Origin of the sequence: Cupriavidus necator N-1 (genome assembly GCF_000219215.1) — a bacterium.
GTDB classification, from domain to species: Bacteria; Pseudomonadota; Gammaproteobacteria; order Burkholderiales; family Burkholderiaceae; genus Cupriavidus; species Cupriavidus necator.
In genome coordinates, this window is the sequence record NC_015723.1 from 127,478 (window position 1) to 143,935 (window position 16,458).

Annotated in this window: 12 protein-coding genes; 4 read left to right on the forward strand and 8 right to left on the reverse strand. The window is 69.0% G+C overall.

Going from position 1 to position 16,458, the window contains the following annotated elements; all coding sequences use genetic code 11:
- Positions 1-67 precede the first annotated feature (67 nt).
- Both CNE_RS18670 and CNE_RS18675 read left to right on the forward strand, forming a co-directional pair.
- Positions 68-1,090 (forward strand): Bug family tripartite tricarboxylate transporter substrate binding protein, encoded by a 1,023-nt coding sequence (locus CNE_RS18670; RefSeq protein ID WP_013951833.1) that lies wholly within the window; start codon positions 68-70, stop codon positions 1,088-1,090.
- Positions 1,091-1,190: 100 nt separating this feature from the next.
- Positions 1,191-2,189, forward strand: coding sequence for a Bug family tripartite tricarboxylate transporter substrate binding protein (locus CNE_RS18675; protein ID WP_013951834.1), 999 nt, complete (start codon positions 1,191-1,193; stop codon positions 2,187-2,189).
- A gap of 549 nt (positions 2,190-2,738) precedes the next feature.
- Here CNE_RS18675 and CNE_RS18680 read toward each other — a convergent pair.
- Both CNE_RS18680 and kdgD read right to left on the reverse strand, forming a co-directional pair.
- Entirely contained in the window at positions 2,739-4,265 is a 1,527-nt protein-coding gene (locus tag CNE_RS18680; RefSeq protein WP_013951835.1) for an aldehyde dehydrogenase (NADP(+)), read from the reverse strand.
- Positions 4,266-4,369: 104 nt separating this feature from the next.
- Positions 4,370-5,284 carry a 5-dehydro-4-deoxyglucarate dehydratase gene (kdgD, locus tag CNE_RS18685; RefSeq protein ID WP_041228511.1) on the reverse strand — a complete coding sequence of 305 codons (915 nt, stop codon included), beginning with the start codon at positions 5,282-5,284 and terminating at the stop codon, positions 4,370-4,372.
- 412 nt (positions 5,285-5,696) lie between these two features.
- Here kdgD and CNE_RS18690 point away from each other — a divergent pair, with 412 nt between their 5' ends.
- A complete protein-coding gene (locus tag CNE_RS18690; protein WP_013951837.1) occupies positions 5,697-6,677 on the forward strand; it encodes a DedA family protein/thiosulfate sulfurtransferase GlpE in 981 nt (326 codons plus the stop codon).
- A 25-nt stretch (positions 6,678-6,702) separates the two neighbouring features.
- Here the strand turns inward: CNE_RS18690 and CNE_RS18695 are convergent, their stop codons facing one another.
- The 6 genes from CNE_RS18695 to CNE_RS18720 all read right to left on the reverse strand — a co-directional run bounded on the left by CNE_RS18695 (position 6,703) and on the right by CNE_RS18720 (position 13,459).
- Positions 6,703-7,659, reverse strand: a complete 957-nt coding sequence (locus tag CNE_RS18695) for a DUF1177 domain-containing protein (RefSeq protein ID WP_013951838.1) — start codon at positions 7,657-7,659, stop codon at positions 6,703-6,705.
- A 58-nt stretch (positions 7,660-7,717) separates the two neighbouring features.
- Positions 7,718-8,878, reverse strand: coding sequence for a porin (locus CNE_RS18700; protein ID WP_013951839.1), 1,161 nt, complete (start codon positions 8,876-8,878; stop codon positions 7,718-7,720).
- Positions 8,879-9,012: 134 nt separating this feature from the next.
- Positions 9,013-9,768 carry a dipeptidase PepE gene (gene pepE, locus CNE_RS18705; RefSeq protein ID WP_013951840.1) on the reverse strand — a complete coding sequence of 252 codons (756 nt, stop codon included), beginning with the start codon at positions 9,766-9,768 and terminating at the stop codon, positions 9,013-9,015.
- 44 nt (positions 9,769-9,812) lie between these two features.
- Positions 9,813-11,006 (reverse strand): aminotransferase class V-fold PLP-dependent enzyme, encoded by a 1,194-nt coding sequence (locus CNE_RS18710; RefSeq protein WP_013951841.1) that lies wholly within the window; start codon positions 11,004-11,006, stop codon positions 9,813-9,815.
- 67 nt (positions 11,007-11,073) lie between these two features.
- Complete coding sequence (locus CNE_RS18715) at positions 11,074-12,681, reverse strand: OPT/YSL family transporter (protein ID WP_013951842.1); 1,608 nt, start codon at positions 12,679-12,681, stop codon at positions 11,074-11,076.
- Between the two features lie 64 nt (positions 12,682-12,745).
- Positions 12,746-13,459 (reverse strand): IclR family transcriptional regulator, encoded by a 714-nt coding sequence (locus CNE_RS18720; RefSeq protein WP_013951843.1) that lies wholly within the window; start codon positions 13,457-13,459, stop codon positions 12,746-12,748.
- 203 nt (positions 13,460-13,662) lie between these two features.
- Here CNE_RS18720 and CNE_RS18725 point away from each other — a divergent pair, with 203 nt between their 5' ends.
- Positions 13,663-16,446 (forward strand): hypothetical protein, encoded by a 2,784-nt coding sequence (locus CNE_RS18725; RefSeq protein ID WP_013951844.1) that lies wholly within the window; start codon positions 13,663-13,665, stop codon positions 16,444-16,446.
- The last annotated feature ends 12 nt before the right edge of the window (positions 16,447-16,458 follow it).

Genomic DNA, 16,458 nt, shown 5'->3' on the forward strand with positions numbered 1-16,458 from the left:
CAACCGGCCGTTGCCGTTATCGGGACGGCCGGGCTCATCTGATAAAGACACACTGCAGGAGACAACGATGTACACGTTCCAACGCCAGCCCGCCCTGCGCCTGCACCACTGGCTGCGCGCCTTTGCGCTCGGCTCTGTCGTCACGGTGGCGGCCCTGACCGTCAGCGCCGCCGCCTACGCCGCGCCACAGGACTGGCCGCAACGCCCGGTATCGGTCGTGGTGCCGTTCCCGCCGGGCGGCTCCAGCGACGCCATCGCGCGCATGCTGACCGTGCCGCTCAATGAAAAGCTGGGCCAGCCCTTCGTCATCGACAACCGCCCCGGCGCGACCGGCGCCATCGGCGCCACCTTCGTCAAGCGCGCGCCGGCGGACGGCTACACCATGATGGTGGCGTCGATCGGCGTGTATGCGGTGAACCCGTTCCTGCAGAAGAACCTGGCCTATGACCCGGCCAGGGATTTCGACCTGCTGACGGTGGCGGTGCGCGCGCCCAACGTGCTGGTGGCCAATCCGCAGTTCCCGGCCAACACGCTGCAGGAACTGGTGGCCTACATGAAGAAGAACCCGGGCAAGGTCAGCTTTGCCTCGTCCGGCGCGGGCTCGTCCGATCACCTGACCGCGGCGCTGTTCTGGCAGAAGAGCGCCACCGACGGCCTGCACGTGCCCTACAAGGGCGGCGGCCCGGCCATCTCCGACCTGCTTGCCGGCCAGGTCGACGTGTCGTTCCAGAACGTCAACGCCGTGCTGCAGCACATCCGCACCGGCAAGCTCAAGGCCATGGCGGTGACCTCCGACAAGCGCTCGCCGGTGCTGCCCAATGTGCCGACCATGGCCGAGGCCGGCGTGAAGGATGTGGAGGTGTACTCCTGGCAGGGCGTGGCCGCGCCGCGCGGCCTGCCGCCCGAGGTGAAGAGCCGCCTGCACGGCGCGCTGGTGTCGTCGCTGAACGACCCGAAGATGCGCCAGAAGCTGTCCGAGAACGGCTTCGAGGTGGTGGCCAACACGCCTGAGCAGTTCAGCCAGTTCGAGGCGCAGGAGCTGCAGCGCTGGAAGACCGTGATCGAGAAGGGCAAGATCGCGCTGGACTGAAGCCATCCCACTGAACCCGGACACTGCAGCACCGACCGCACCGGCCATGCACGCATAGCGTGCCGCGCCAGCGCGCGCGTCATCGACAGGAGACAACAGCATGACCCAGGGACGCCGCACCTTCCTCAAGCAATCCTCCGCACTGGCCGCCGGCCTGGCCGCCGGCCCGCTCGCGGGCCTGTCATCGGCGGCGCACGCCGCGCAAGACTGGCCCACCCGCCCGATCCGCCTGGTGGTGCCATACACCGCCGGCGGCTCGTCGGACATCATCGCGCGCCTGATTAGCAAGCAGCTGGGCGAAGCGCTGGGCCAGTCAGTGGTGGTGGACAACCGCCCCGGCGCCAACGGCAACGTCGGCGCGGCACTGGTCGCGCAGGCCACCGACAACCACACGCTGATGCTGTGCGATATCGGCGCGCTGGCGATCAGCCCGTCGGTCTATACCAAGCTGACCTTCAATATCGCCAAGGACCTCAAGCCGGTGTCGATGCTGGCCTACTCGCCGCACCTGCTGGTGGTGCATCCGTCGGTGCAGGCGGCCAGCGTGAAGGAACTGGTGGCGCTGTCGCAGCGCAGCCAGCTCAACTTCGCCGTGACCGCCATCGGCAGCGCGCCGCACCTGGCCGGCGTGGCGGTGGAGCAGGCCACCGGCGCCAGGTGGCAATACGTACCCTACAAAGGCGGCTCGCAGGCCATTGCCGATACCGTGGGCGGCAGCGCCCAGGTGCTGATGAACGGCATGCTGGCCACGCTGCCGCACGTGCAGTCGGGCAAGCTAAAGCTGATCGCCCAGTCCAAGCGCACGCGCATGCCGCTGCTGCAGAACGTGCCGACCATCGCCGAGCAGGGCGTGCCGAATTTCGAATCCGGAACGTGGCAGGGGGTGATGGCCCCGGCCAGCATGTCCGATGCGATGGTGGCGCGCATCAGCGGCGAGTTGATCCGCATCATCCGCGCGCCGGATCTGCGCGCGCAGCTGGTGGCCCAGGGGGCGGAGGTGGTGACGATGACGCCGGGGGAGACTGGGAAGTTCTTTGTTGCCGAGCAGACGCGATGGGCGGGGGTGGTGAAGCAGGCGGGGATCAAGCTGGAGGCTTGAGTGGGAGCTAGCGGACCGCAGCAGGTTCTTCACAGATTTGCGGGTGTGGCTGGTTTTGGCTTGGTGCCATGCGCTCGGGTGTCGCTCTTGACTAGCGTGGGCTGTTTCGCCGGCGTAGCCGGCGAGTCACTTTTTGTCCGAGCGACAAAAAGTAACCAAAAAACGCGTCGCCTATGCGGCTGGCAATCAATTCCACGGCGTTGGTGGTTCGCACGGTGGTGCTTGCCGTTTGGGCGTGGTTGCTCGTTCGACCCTGCTACGCCATGTGAGTCAGGGATAGTGCCTGCGTTAGCCCACTATTGAACGATCCCCATGCGGGGCGTAGGCCGCCTGCTGCAAACGGCATCGCGGGGACGCCTACGGCTGCTGCGCGGGCTCAAAATGCGCTGACGGTCATCGGGCGCTTGCGCGAAGCGCAGCCCACGCCCGCCAAGAACAACACCCGACCGCATGGCGGCCAATCCAAAGCAGCCCCGTTCGCCAAGGGCTCCCCTAATCTAGCGAAGTCCCCAATAAGAAAAGGCCCCGCGTACTGCGGGGCCTGCGGGATTAACCCTTCACCGCTTCCGGCAACAACGCCTGCGGCAAGTTCTGATAACAAACCGGCCGCAAGAACCGGTCAATCGCCGTCGCCCCCACTGAAGTCGAACGCGCATCCGAAGTCGCCGGGAACGGCCCGCCATGCACCATCGCATAGGCAACCTCAACCCCAGTCGGATAGCCATTGCACAGCACCCGCCCGGCTTTGCGTTCCAGCACCGGCAGCAGGCGCCGCGCGGCCGCGTGGTCGGCATCGTCGAGCTGCATCGTCGCCGTCAGCTGGCCCTCAAGCTGCCGCGCCACCGTCAGCATCTCGTCGAGATCGCGGCACACCACCAGCACCGTCGACGGCCCGAACACCTCGGCCTGCATCCGGTGATCCGCCATGAACTGCGCCGCGGTGGTCTCGAACATCACCGGCCGCGCCTGGTTGGCCCCGTTGCCGTCGACGCCGTCGCCAATGCGTTGCAGACCGTCGAGCGACGACAGCTGCGCCACGCCTTGCTCAAAGGCGGCATGGATGCCGGGCGTCAGCATGGTCGCTGCCGGCTTGCCTTGCAGCGCGCCGAGCGCCGCTGCGCGGAACTTGTCGAGCGCGGGGCCTTCAATGCCGATCACCAGCCCGGGGTTGGTACAGAACTGGCCGACGCCCATCACCAGCGAATCCACCAGCTGGCGGCCGATTTCCTCGCCGCGTGCATCGAGTGCCGCCGGCAGCAGGAACACCGGATTGATGCTGCTCATCTCCGCATACACCGGAATCGGCTGCGGGCGGCGCTGGGCAGCCTGCATCAGCGCCAGGCCGCCGGCGCGCGAGCCGGTGAAGCCCACCGCCTGGATTGCCGGATGCGAGACCAGTGCCGTGCCGATGGCATTGCCCGCCCCGACCAGCAGCGAGAACACGCCTTCGGGCAGGCCCGCGTCCTGCACGGCCTTCTGGATCACGCGTCCCACCAGTTCCGACGTGCCCAGGTGCGCCGGGTGTGCCTTGACCACGACCGGGCAGCCCGCGGCCAGTGCCGAGGCGGTGTCGCCGCCGGCCACGGAGAAGGCCAGCGGGAAGTTGCTGGCGCCGAACACCGCCACCGGGCCGATGGCGATGCACTGCATGCGCAGGTCCGGGCGCGGCGGGTTGCGCTCGGGCAGCGCGGCGTCGAAGGTGGCCTGCTGCCAGCGGCCTTCGCGCAGCACGGTGGCGAACAGGCGCAGCTGGCCGGCGGTGCGGCCGCGCTCGCCCTGCAGGCGCGCGATCGGCAGCGCGCTTTCCAGGCGGGCGCGTTCGGTCAGCGTGTCGCCCAGCGCTTCGATGCCGGTGGCGATGGCTTCGAGCAAGGCCGCGCGCTGCTCTGGCGTGGTGTTGCGGTAGGTGTCGAAAGCGGCTTCAGCCAGCGCACAGGCGCGCTCGACCTCGGCCTGGCCGCCGCCATGGAAGTCAGGGCCCAGGGCTTCGCCGGTGGTGGGATTGATGGCCTGCAGCAGGGCTTCGGTGCCGCGCACGGCTTGCGCGCCGATCAGCATGTCGCCGGTGATGTGCATGGAAGGATTCCTTGTCAGCGTTTGAATGGGAAAGCCGGCCGGAGGGCATATGCCCCGCGGCCGGCCTGTCGCTATGCAGTGCGAGGACGGGCTTACGTTGGCGATTACTGCGGGCCGAGCTTGTTGATCAGCGTGCCCAGCATCTCCATCTCCTCGCCGGTCAGGTCGGTCAGCGGCGCGCGCACCGGGCCGCCGTCGCGGCCGACCAGGCGGGCGCCGGCCTTGACGATGCTCACGGCATAGCCGGCCTTGCGGTTGCGGATGGCCAGGTAGGGCAGGAAGAAGTTGTCGAGCAGGCGGCCCACGGTGTCGTGGTCATCCGCGGCGATGGCGCGGTAGAAGTCCATCGCGGTCTTGGGGATGAAGTTGAACACGGCCGACGAATACACCGGCACGCCCAGCGCCTTGTAGGCCGCGGCATAGACCTCGGCCGTGGGCAGACCGCCGAGGTAAGAGAAGCGGTCGCCCAGCTTGCGGCGGATGCTGACCATGGCCTCGATGTCGCCCACGCCGTCCTTGAAGCCGACCAGGTTGGGGCAGCGCTCGGCCAGGCGTGCCAGCTGCGTCGCATCCAGCTTCGAGTTGGCGCGGTTGTAGACGATCACGCCGATGTCCACCGACTTGCAGACCTGCTCCACGTGCGCGGCAATGCCGTCCTGGCTGGCTTCAGTCAGGTAGTGCGGCAGCAGCAGCACGCCGGCCGCGCCCAGGCGCTGGGCTTCCTGCGCGTAGGCGATGGCGGTGCGGGTCGGGCCGCCGGCGCCGGCCAGGATCGGCACCATGCCGGCGCAGGTGCGCACAGCCGTGTCGACCACGGCCGAGTAGTCCTGCGGCGTCAGCGAGAAGAACTCGCCGGTGCCGCCCGCAGCGAACAGCGCGGTGGCGCCGTAAGGGGCCAGCCACTCCAGCCGCGCGGCGTAGGCGTGCGGCGCGAAGTCGCCCTGGGCGTCGAAGTCGGTGATGGGGAAGGACAGCAGGCCTTCAGAGACGATTTTCTTGAGTTCGTTGGGTGCGAGCATCGCGGCAATCCTGAGCGGGCCAGTGGCCCCGGGTGGCAGTGGCGGCTGACTGCGACGGCGCAGGTCATCCGAGTTATCAGTCATCGTACGACAAGGTTTTAGCGAAGGCAATAGGGCAGGCGATCATTCGGGGTTAACCGGGATGGGGCCGGCGTTTCCGCTGGAGAGCCTTGCGGGCGCCAAAAAAAACGACAGGAACGCGCAGTCAGGGGCACTTCATGCCTGCGATGGCGGCGGTCGTACTGTGGTGAGGCCCGGTGAGGCTGGAATGTGATGTTGTAGGACAACGTAGGTCAGGCGGCTCCCTGCCGGCGCGCCGTCCACTCAGGAAATTTGAAACACCGATGCAAAGCTGCCGGTGCACGGGTCCCCGGCGACTGGCACACTGGCAACCTGGACTGACGGGGAGAACATGGTGGGAGAGTTACAGGCCTTGCTGGAGAACCACGGGCTGATGCTGGTGTTCCTGAACGTGCTGGTCGAGCAGGCCGGGCTGCCGGTGCCCGCGTACCCGATGCTGTTCGTCGCCGGCGCGCTGGGCGTGCAGGACACCGGGCCGTCGATCGGCGCGGTGCTGGCGGCGGTGATCTTTGCCTGCCTGATTGCCGATACCGGCTGGTACTTCGCCGGACGCCGGCTGGGGCAGCCGATGCTGCGCACGATCTGCCGGGTATCGATTTCGCAGGACTCGTGCATCCGCCAGACCCAATCGCTCTATCTGCGCGTGGGGCCGCGCTCGCTGGTGATTGCCAAGCTGCTGCCCGGTGCCGGGGCCTTGTCCACCGCGATGGCGGGCATGACGGGCACGCCGTTGCCGGTGTTCCTCTTCTATGACGCCATCGGCGCGCTGGTCTGGGCTGGCAGCGCCTTGCTGATCGGCGTGGTGTTCAGTGATTTCATCGATGCCATCCTGGAGGCGTTCAGCGCCTACGGGCATATGGCCGTGGTGGGGCTGTTGGTGGCGTTCGCGCTGTTCCTGGCGTGGCGCTGGTGGCGCCGCCTCCGGCTGCTGCGCCGCACGCGGCGCGTGCCGCGCATGACGGTGGATGAGCTGGAAGCGCGCCGGCTCGCCGGCAGCCTGCCGGTGGTGATCGACGTGCGCGCCCACGGCGACACGCCGATGGAGCGCATCCCCGGCTCGGTGGTGCTCGACATGCAGGGCGCGCTGGACAGCCTGGACGCGCTGGGCGTGCCGCACGCCGGGGCCGACATCGTGGTCTATTGCGCCTGCCCCAATGAACTGTCCGCCGCGCTGCTGGCCGAGCGCCTGCGCGTGGCCGGCTACCCGAAGACCTGGGCGCTGGCCGGCGGCTTCGACGAATGGAAGCGGCGCCACGGCGGCACCGCGCCGACCGAGGCGGCCAACCAGCCAGGGCCGGCCGAAGCCGCCTGAACCTGCCAGGCCGTCGGCGCTGCGCTCAGCGCTTGCCCGCGGTCTGGAAGACCGACAGGTCCGGGTAGACCGCGCGGATCTTCTCCCACTCGGCCGCATTGAAGAACTGGCACTTGCCGGCGCCGAAGCGCTTGGACACCTCCACGCAGAAGCGCACGGCTTCAGCGATGTCGATCTCATGGTTGGCCGAGGTCGCGCTGCCCGACACCACCGACTGCGCCGTCACCGCCACGCCGACCACCGGCGCCTGGGTGGCCACGTGCGGCTGCATGATGCTGTTGAAGTGGTACAGGCCGTTGTGGTACGGCGTGATGTCCTGCTGCGAGATCGGGAAGGTCACCGCTGGGCAGCCGGTGGTGGACTCCATGGTCGCCACCAGGTCTGGCGCCACGCGCAGGATGTAGCCCTGCATCGCCGTCGGCGAAATCGCAAAGCCGCGGTGCTTGATGATGCTGTTGCCCTTGGAGGCATCGATCGACAGGATCGCGTCCATCTCGGGCAGCACCTGGTAGTCGTTCATGGTGTCGGACGAGACCGGCATGCCCATGAACGGCACCGGGTCGTGCGGCTGCATCGAGACATTGGTCGACAGGTGCGTGGTCACGATCACGTCGCCCACCAGGTGGTCGCCGCGCGCCTTCATCTGCGCCAGCTTGAGCGCCACCGCCAGGCAGCCGATCGGACCGTCGGCGTCAGACACCAGCCCCACCAGTTCCGGGCGCGCGCCGATCGCGCCGTTGCGGCCGATCACGCCCAGCGTCGGCGCACTGCCGCCGCTACGCTTGCCCGTGGTGCCGGGGATCACGATGGTGATGAAGTCGGTGGTGTTGGCAGTGTTCTCGGGCGGGGCGTTGTGGACCGTGGTCACTTCCACGCTCACGCCGGCGCCGGCATAGGGCACGAACAGTTCGCTGACGACCGCACCGTTGGCGTGCGGGCTGTCCAGGGCTTCATGAATGACCAGCGTCTGCTGCAGGGCCATGGCTTTCTCCAAATGATGTGCCCTGCCCGCGCGGCGCGGGCAGGGCGTCTACAAAAAGTCAGAACTGGTGGCGCAGGCCGACCATCATCGTGGTCTGGCTGTCGCGCCCGTCCAGCGGCTTGCCGCTGCCGCCGGTCCAGCTGGTGGTGTTGTTGCCGAACAGGCCCGACCAGTCACCGTGCACACGGTCGTAGGCCAGCGCCAGGTAGGCATCGGTGCGCTTGCTGAAGGCGTAGTCGGCGACTGCGTAGGCAGTGGTGCGGTTGCCGCTGAAGCCGTCGGCGCGGGTGCGGTTGTGCATCACGCTGCCGATCAGCGTGACGTTGCCGGTGACCGGGTAGCTCGCGCCCAGCGTGAAGAAGTCGTCGTGGCGGCTGCCGCCGAAGACCGAGTTGATGGCGGCGCGATTGGTCGGCGTGGCGGCGGTGGACATGCTGGTGATCGTGGCCGTGTCGGTGCCGCCCTTGGAAGAATCGAAGCCCGCGTCGCGGTCGCTGTGGATGTAGTTGGCGAACAGGCTGGCGCGGCCCACCGCGGCCTTCAGGCCGGCCAGGTAGATGCTCGCGGCGCGGCTCTGGCTGTCGCGGGTCTGCTGGAAGTCGCCCACTGCGGCGATGGGGCCGGCGGCGTACCTCACGCCGAACGACATCGACGAGGTCGCGCGGGTGTTGCCCGCGGTTTCGCCCAGCGCGTATTCGGCGATCACCGAAACCGGGCCGAAGTTGCCGGTGTAGCTGACGGCGTTGTCGTAGCGCTGGCCGGTCAGGTAGACCATCCACGCATTGGACGGCGCCGCGCCCACGCCGAGCGGGTCGACGTAGTACAGCATGGTGTTGGCGGTGGTGTACTGCCGGCCCAGCGCCAGCTCGCCCCACTGGTTGCCGATCTTCACATACGCCTGGCGCCCGAACAGCTGCCCCTGCTGGTCCAGCTTGCCGGTGTCGGCCAGCAGGCCGTTTTCCAGCACGAAGCCGGCCTTCAGGCCGCCGCCCAGGTCTTCAATGCCGCGCAGGCCGAAGCGGCTGCCCGACAGGAAACCTTCGCCACCTTGCTGCAGCCCGATCTGGGCATCGCCCGCCGGGTTCGAATGGGACTGGTAGGTCAGCGCGGTGTCGATCACGCCGTACAGCGTCACCCCGGACTGGGCCATCGCGGCGGCCGGTAGGCCCAGCAGCAACGGCAGTGCCAGGCGGCCCGCGTGGCGAGTGGTGTGGCTCATCTTGTTTTCTCCTCCAGAAGGCAAAGGGGGGCCCGCGCGGGCGGCACGGCGCGGCCCGCGAGGCGGCTTTCTCTTTGTTGTGCCCGGGACCGGCCCGGGTCAGTGCGTCAGCGGATCAGGGCAGTGCCGCCGGCTCAGGCAGCAAAGCCCGGCCAGTCCGGCATCCCGGCCGGACCGGTGATCTGCGACAGCGGGAACGTCTCGCCTTCGCGAATCGTTTCGGCCTTGCCTTCGGCCGGGAACCACAGCGCATGGCGCTCGCCCAGCACAGTGCCGCGCGTGCCGTCCGAGAACAGTGCCGAACCCTCCGGCAGCGCAAACACCTGCTCCGGCGCGTTGATGTGCAGGAACTCGGCCAGGCGCTCTTCGCGGCTTTCGCCGTTGTGGCCGGCGGGCTTGCCGCTGATGAAGTGCGGGTTGATCTGGAACGGCACCAGCCCCAGCGCGCGCAGCGACGGCGGCTGCACGATGGGCATGTCGTTGGTGGTGCGGATGGTCGGGCAGGCGGCGTTGCTGCCGGCGCTCCAGCCGACGTACGGCATGCCCGCGCGCACCCTGGCGCGGATCGCGTCGACGATGCCGGCGTCGTACATGCGCTTGAGCAGCGCAAAGGTGTTGCCGCCGCCGACCGCGATGGCCTCGGCCTGCTCTACGGCGCGCAGCGGATCGGCGCTGTGGTGGATCGATTCCAGCGCGTAGCCCAGCGTCTCGAACACCGGCTTGACCATGCCTTCATAGGTGTCGAAGCTGAACGTCACGCCGGCGAACGGAACGAACAGCACCTTGCGCGGCTCGCGCCTGAGCAGCGTGTGGATCTGCTCGCCGGCGTGCTCGAGGTAGCCGTGGTTGTCCTTGCGCGAGCTGCTCATCAGGAGGATGCGTTGGGTCATGTCTTGGTTTCCGTCAGGAGAGTCTGGTGAAGTTCAATGCGGGATCAGGCGATCGCGGCGCGGATCAGCGCGGCCACGCGGTCGATCTCTTCATGCGTGTTGAAGTAATGCAGCGAGACGCGGGCCATGGTGGACACGCCGTAGCGCGCCAGGATGGCGTCGGCCATGAAGTTGCCGGCTTCGATGATGCATTGCTGCGCTTCCAGCGCTGCGACGATGCGCGCCGGGTCCACGCCGCGCACATTGAACGGCACGATGCCGATGCGGTTGGCCAAGTCGGCCGGACCGTACAGCTCGAAGCCCGGGATCGACGCGAACTTTGCCACCGCATACCCGGTCAGGTCGCGCACGCGCGCTTCGATGGCGTCGATGCCGATGGCGGCGGCGTAGTCGATGGCGGTGCCCATGCCGAGGATCGCCGGCACGATCGGGCAGCCAGCCTCGAAGCGCCTGGCACCAGCCACCAGCGACAGCGCGCCGGTGGCGCGGTCATAGGCGCCGTTCCACCAGCCCACCAGGGCGGGCTCGACCTGCTCGATCAGCGCGCGGCGCACATACAGGAAGCCCGAGCCCTCGGTCGCGCGCAGCGCCTTGCGGCCGCAGCCAGCCAGGAAATCGCAGTCCAGCTCGGCCACATCCGAGCGCAGCATGCCCACGCTCTGCGCCGCATTGACCAGCGACAGCACGCCGTGGCGGCGCGCCACCGCGCAGATCTGCTTGGCCGGCTGCACCGCACCCGTCGAATTGGGCAGGTGCGAGAAGGTGAGCAGGCGCGTGCGCGGCGTCACGGCGCCCTCGAACGCCTCGGGCGAAAGCAGCCCTTCGGCATTGGCCGCGACCATCTTCACGACGATGCCGTGCGATTGCTCCAGCCGGCGCCAGGGCAGCAGGTTGCTCAGCATCTCGGTGTCGGCCACCAGCACTTCGTCACCGGCCTCCCAGGCGATGCCGCGCGCGACGATCGAGATGCTCTCCGTGGCGTTCTTGGTGAAGGCGACTTCGTCGGCGGCGCAGTTGAGCAGCCCGGCCAGCTTGCCGCGCACCGCTTCCACGCGCGTATAGGTCTCTTTGCGGAAGGCTGGCAGGTAGATGCCGACATGGCCGGTATCGAGCAGGTAGCTGCGCACGGTATCGAGCACCGCGTCGGGCGGCAACGAGGCCGCGGCGGTGTCGAGATAGATGGTGGAGGCCGTCAGCGGGGTGTCGGCGCGGATGGCCTGGATGGCTTGGATATCCATGGAACGTCTCGGGTAATGACAGGCGGGACGCGGCGGCCGCGCCCCGAGGTAAGACTCAGTTGCGCACTTACTTGCGCAGCTTGGTGACGGAGCCGAAGAAGCTGAACAGCGCGTCGCCGGCAATCACGCCGCCGGCGAAGGCGCTCATCTCGGCCACGTGCTTGTCGCCGCGCAGGCGCTGCAGCACGAAGCGGATCGCCAGGCCGGCCAGCACGGCCCAGCCGGCCAGCGGCGAGGCAATCAGCATGCCGGTGGAGAGCAGGATGCCAAGCTGGCGCCTGGAGCCGCCGATCAGCTGCAGCAGCGCGCCGGGGATGGCCCAGATCACCAAGTTGCGGGCAATTTCCGCCGACGAGCCCGCCTTGATCGAAGCCGCGTAGACGCGGTCCACCGGCGGGATCATGTTCTGCGCGAAGAAGGTGCGGTGGAACACCAGCACCACCACCGCGGCCACGGCAAAGCCGATCATCGCGGCCAGGAACTGCTGCTTGCGCCCGGCCAACTCGGCCTCCATGTCGCGGCCTTCGCCACGCAGCAGGTAGCCGGTCTTGAGGTCGTAGCCCATGTCGGCAAAGGCCGGGCCGGTGGCGGCGGAGAAGCCCACCAGCACCGCCAGCGCCGTCGGCGGGAAGCCGATCAGGATGCCGATGGTCAGCGTGATCAGCGCCACCGCGAAGGCCGGGAACCAGCCCGAATGCATTGCCGCGATGCCGACGATCAGCTCATGCACATAGGCGGCAAAGGCGGCATACAGCACGAACACCACCAGCATGCCCAGCGACATGTCAGAGACATGGCCGGCCAGCACCGAGATCAGCAGCGCAATCGCCAGGTAGATCAGGAAGCCGCCCGACAGGATGCGGCTCGCGCGCGAGGCCGGGACTTCGATGGTGCGTGCGTCAGCGGCCGGGACGTAGCGCGCGCGGCGGATTTCATTGGCGACCTGGAACAGCGCGACGATGCCGGCGCCGATCATCAGGCCGTGCGGGATATAGGCCTTGGCGATGTCGATGCCGGTCAGCGCCACCGAATAGCCACGCACCAGCAGGCCGATGCCGAACATGGTCAGTGCCGCCAGGTTGCCCAGGAAGGCCGCGCCGAACGCGGACATCGGCACGCCCAGCCAGGCGCCGCCCACACCCACGGCAATGCCCAGGCCCAGGAACGCGGCCTTGCGTCCGCCGCGGTCGCCGGCCCAGATGGCCTCTGCCGTGGCGATGCCGGCCGGCCAAGTGCCGGTGGCGGGGAAGATCCTGCTGCCGAACAGGAAGTACAGCATCGCGCCGTCGACGAACATGGCGATCACCGCGCCGATCAGCATCGGCGTGGCCAGCTCCGGCATGCCCATCGCGTATGGCACGCCGATCGGGATCATCAGCGAGTTGGCGGCGCCGAAGGTGGCCGACGAGATTGCCGTCTGCACCAGGTTCTGCCGCTCCAGCACGCGGAAGCGCCGCGTGATCTCCAGCGGGATGCGCGAGAACACGATCGCGATCAGCGCGCCGATGATCGAGGTGTTGGCCGAGATCCCCAGCGACACGATCAGCTGCATCCCGATCATGGCGCCGAATACCGACAGCCCCACGGAGACCAGCAGCAGCAAGGGCTCCATGAAGCGTGTCCGTGTTGCAGGCTGCGCCGCCATCGGCGCGTTCAGTTGTGTTGGCATGGTCATGTTGTCCACCGCTCCCCGTAGTGTTGTCTGGTTTTGTCTGTTGTGTGTGATGCCTTGCGCGCGCTCAGCGCATGAAACCCGCCACCGGTCCGATGGTGTTGCGCGTGGTGCGCAGCGCCTCCAGCAAGCGCGGCACCGCCTCAGGCGTCAGGCGCTGCAGCGGGCCGGCGATGGCCAGCGATCCCACCACCGCCTGGGTGTCGCGGTGGCGCAGCGGCAGCGCCAGCCCGGCCACCGTGGCGGCGGATTCCTCGCAGGTGTAGGCCCAGCCGTCGGCGCGGATCTGATCCAGCCGTGCTTCCAGTTCTGGCGCGTCGCCCGCTACCTGGCGCCGGAACGCTTCCGGCTGGAATGCCAGGATGGCCTTGGCGTGCGCGCCCGCGTCCAGCGCGAAGCGCTGGCCCACTTCGATCGAAAAGCGCAGCTGGTGCTGGCTCTGGGCGATATCCGTGCACAAGCCCTCGCCACCGTCCAGCCACGACAGGAACACGGTCTCGCCGCATTCGCGCGCCAGCGCTTCCAGCGCGGGCTGCACCACCTCGGCCGGCGAAAGTGTCCTGCGCATCACCTGTCCCAGCTCGAACCAGCGCAACCCCAGGCCGTAGCGGCCAAGCGCGTCCTGCACCAGGAAGCCATTGCCGGCAAAGGTCGCCAGCACGCGATGCACCACGGCGTGGTGCACGCCGCTGTGGCGCGCCAGTTCGCGCACGCCCCAGCTGGGCTGGCGGGCGGTGAAATGGGTCAACAGCGCCAGGGCGCCGTCCAGGGTCTTGAGCATGGTGAGTGGTTGCGTCAACTGCTTGTGTCTCTATATAGGAGACACCGTCTCTGATACAGAGAAATGCTAGGCTTCAGTCAGGCTCTCAACAATCAGGGTTAACGCGGGGCCGGCTGGCCGCGCCGGGCGAATGCCGGCGCCGGCAACGGCGGAGCGCCGCCGCCTATACTTGGCGCAGACCGACTGCTACCGGGAGGGCGCGCATGGCCGCGGAACACCACGGAACCGGCGGATCTGGCGACGAGGCCACCCGCATCGCCCAGCGCCGCCGCCAGCTCGGCATTGCGCCGCGCGCCGACGATGGCCAGCGCAACTGGGCCCTGGCGCTGTCCGGCGGCGGCATCCGCAGCGCCACCTTCTGCCTGGGCGTGATGCAGGCAATGGCGGGCACCGCGATGTCCGCCAAGGCGGCAGCGCCGGCCCCCGCGCCGGAGGCCGCGACGCCGGCGGCCGCCACCGCCGCCGCGGCGCAGACCGTGCCGGGCCTGGCCTCGCTGCTGGCGCAGTTCGACTACCTGTCCACCGTCAGCGGCGGCGGCTACCTCGGCGCCTTCTTCGTCAGCCTGTTCGTGCCCGGCCGCCTGCGCCGCGGCGCAGGCCCGGTCCAGGCCGCCACCGACGCCTATCACACGCTGCAATGCGAGCCGCCGGGGCGCATCCATACCTCGGTGTCCTACGCCGCCGACCCCGGCCGCGGCGCGGTCGCATGGCTGCGCGAGAACGGCCGCTACCTGTCGCCCACCGGCGCCGGCGACAACCTCTATGCCGCCGCGCTGGTGGTGCGCAACTGGCTGGCCATGCATTTCGTGATCGGCAGCGCGCTGCTGGTGCTGCTGGCTGCGCTGGCGCTCGGGCAACACATTGCGGTGGGGGTTTCCTACGGGTTGGGGCGCCATGAGATGGACCTGCTGCACGACGCGCGGCAGGCCTACAACCAGGGCGAATGCGCGATCTGGTGGAGCACGCTGCTGTGGCTGCCGCTGGCCACCGCGCTGGCTGGCGCGGTGCCGCCCGGGCTGGCCTACTGGCTGATCTACCCGCGCGCCAACGATCCGCAGGCGACGGCCCGCTTCCTGAGCCCCGCGCCGCTGCTTGCCACGCTGCTGGGCCTGATGCTGCTGGCCGCGGCGCGCTGGTCGGAATGGCTCGGTTCGGGGCTGGTCATCGGCAAGCTCTTTGCCGCGCTGGGCGTGCTGACGTTGCTGGGCGTGCTGTGGTGCCTGGCGCTGCTGCAGGGCGAGCCGCGCACCGTGGCCGCCTACCGCGTGCGTGCCACGCGCGCACTGCGTGGCGCGCTGACGCTGACCCTGTGGCTGGCGGCGCTGGGCATTGCCGACACCATCGCACGCACCGCTTACCTGTTTGCCCACCAGGCCCACCACCAGTGGGGCGCGGCGCTGCCCGCAACCGTGCTGGGCGTGCTGGTCTGGCTCGTGCGCTACGGTTCGCGCTGGCGCGATGCCGGCCGCCAGGGCAGCACCGACACGCCATGGCGCGCGCTGTGTGCCCGGCTGCCGGTATCGCTGCTGGCGGGCGCGGTGGCGGCCGTGCTGGCCCTGCTGTTGTTCGTGCTGTGGTCGTGGCTGGTGCTGTGGGTGCGCTGGGACGGGCGCGAGCCGGTCGACTGGCTGGTGTTCGGCAACGCCTATACCGGCCCGGCGCTGGCCATGCTGACCGTGGTGAGCCTGGCGCTGGCGCTGGTGGTGGGGCGCTTCGCGGGCTTCCTGAACCTGTCGACGCTGCAGCCGTTCTATGCGGCGCGGCTCACCCGCGCGTACCTGGGGGCGTCCAACGGTGAGCGCTTTGCGCCGCCCGATCCGACGACCGACCAGGACGGCAGCCAGGGCGCCCGCTTCAGCGTGGCCGAGCCCGTGCCCGGCGACCAGCTCAGCCTGAACACCTACTACGATCCGCGCGTGCTGGCGCCGCTGCACCTGATCAACGTCACGCTGAATCTCACCGTCGACCCGGCCGAGCAACTGGTGCAGCGCGACCGCAAGGGCAAGCCGCTGTGCCTGGCGCCCGGCCCCTGCGTGGCGCAGTCCGGCGTGGCGGCGGCGATCCCGCCGGACGCCTACGCGCGCTTTACCATCGACGGCCGGGGTTGCTGCCCCGACGTTTCATGGCCGTCGTCGGGCAAACTGGCCGAATCGCGCACGGTGGGAGATTGGATGGCGATCTCGGGCGCGGCCGTCTCCACCAGGCTGGGGCGCGCGACCACGCTGGGCACATCCATGCTGCTTGGCCTGGCGAACCTGCGGCTGGGCATATGGTGGCCGTCGTATCCGGCCAGCCACGCACGCGAAGGCGGGCGCCGGGGCCGCGCCAGGCGCCATCCGGAACGCGCCACGCATCCGTGGCTGGCCGCGGGCATCGCGCTGTTCCGCACGCAGTACTACCTGGGCTGCGAACTGAGCGCGCGCTTCCATGGCACGCGGCGCGGCTGGCAATTTCTGTCCGATGGCGGGCATTTCGACAACACCGGCGTGTACGAGTTGCTGCGCCCGGGCCGCGATGTCTCGCTGATCGTGCTGTGTGATTGCGGGGGCGACCCCGACTACCGCTTCGGCGACCTGGCCAACCTGATCCGGCTGGCGCGCATCGACCATGGGCTGGAGATCGTGGTCGATACCGAGGCTGCCACCACGCACCCGGTGCTGAGCCGGGTCTTCGGCGTACCGGATGATTTCATGCCGGGCGCGCCGACCGGCGACAAATGCGCGGTGCTGCTCAACGTCTTTCGCACCGGCCCGGAGTGCGGGGCGCCACGCGCACGCACCTGCCGCATCGTGCTGCTCAAGCCGCGGCTGGTGTCATGGGCGCCGGCCGACGTGCGCCACTACGGCGCGACCCATCCCGCGTTTCCGCAGGAGGCCACCGGCGACCAGTTCTTCGATGAGGCGCAATGGGAGAGCTATCGCGCGCTGGGCCATGCGATCGGCCAGCGCGTGCTGGGCGGGGCCGTGGGCAAGGCCCTGCTGGTGTGAGGAGACTGCGCG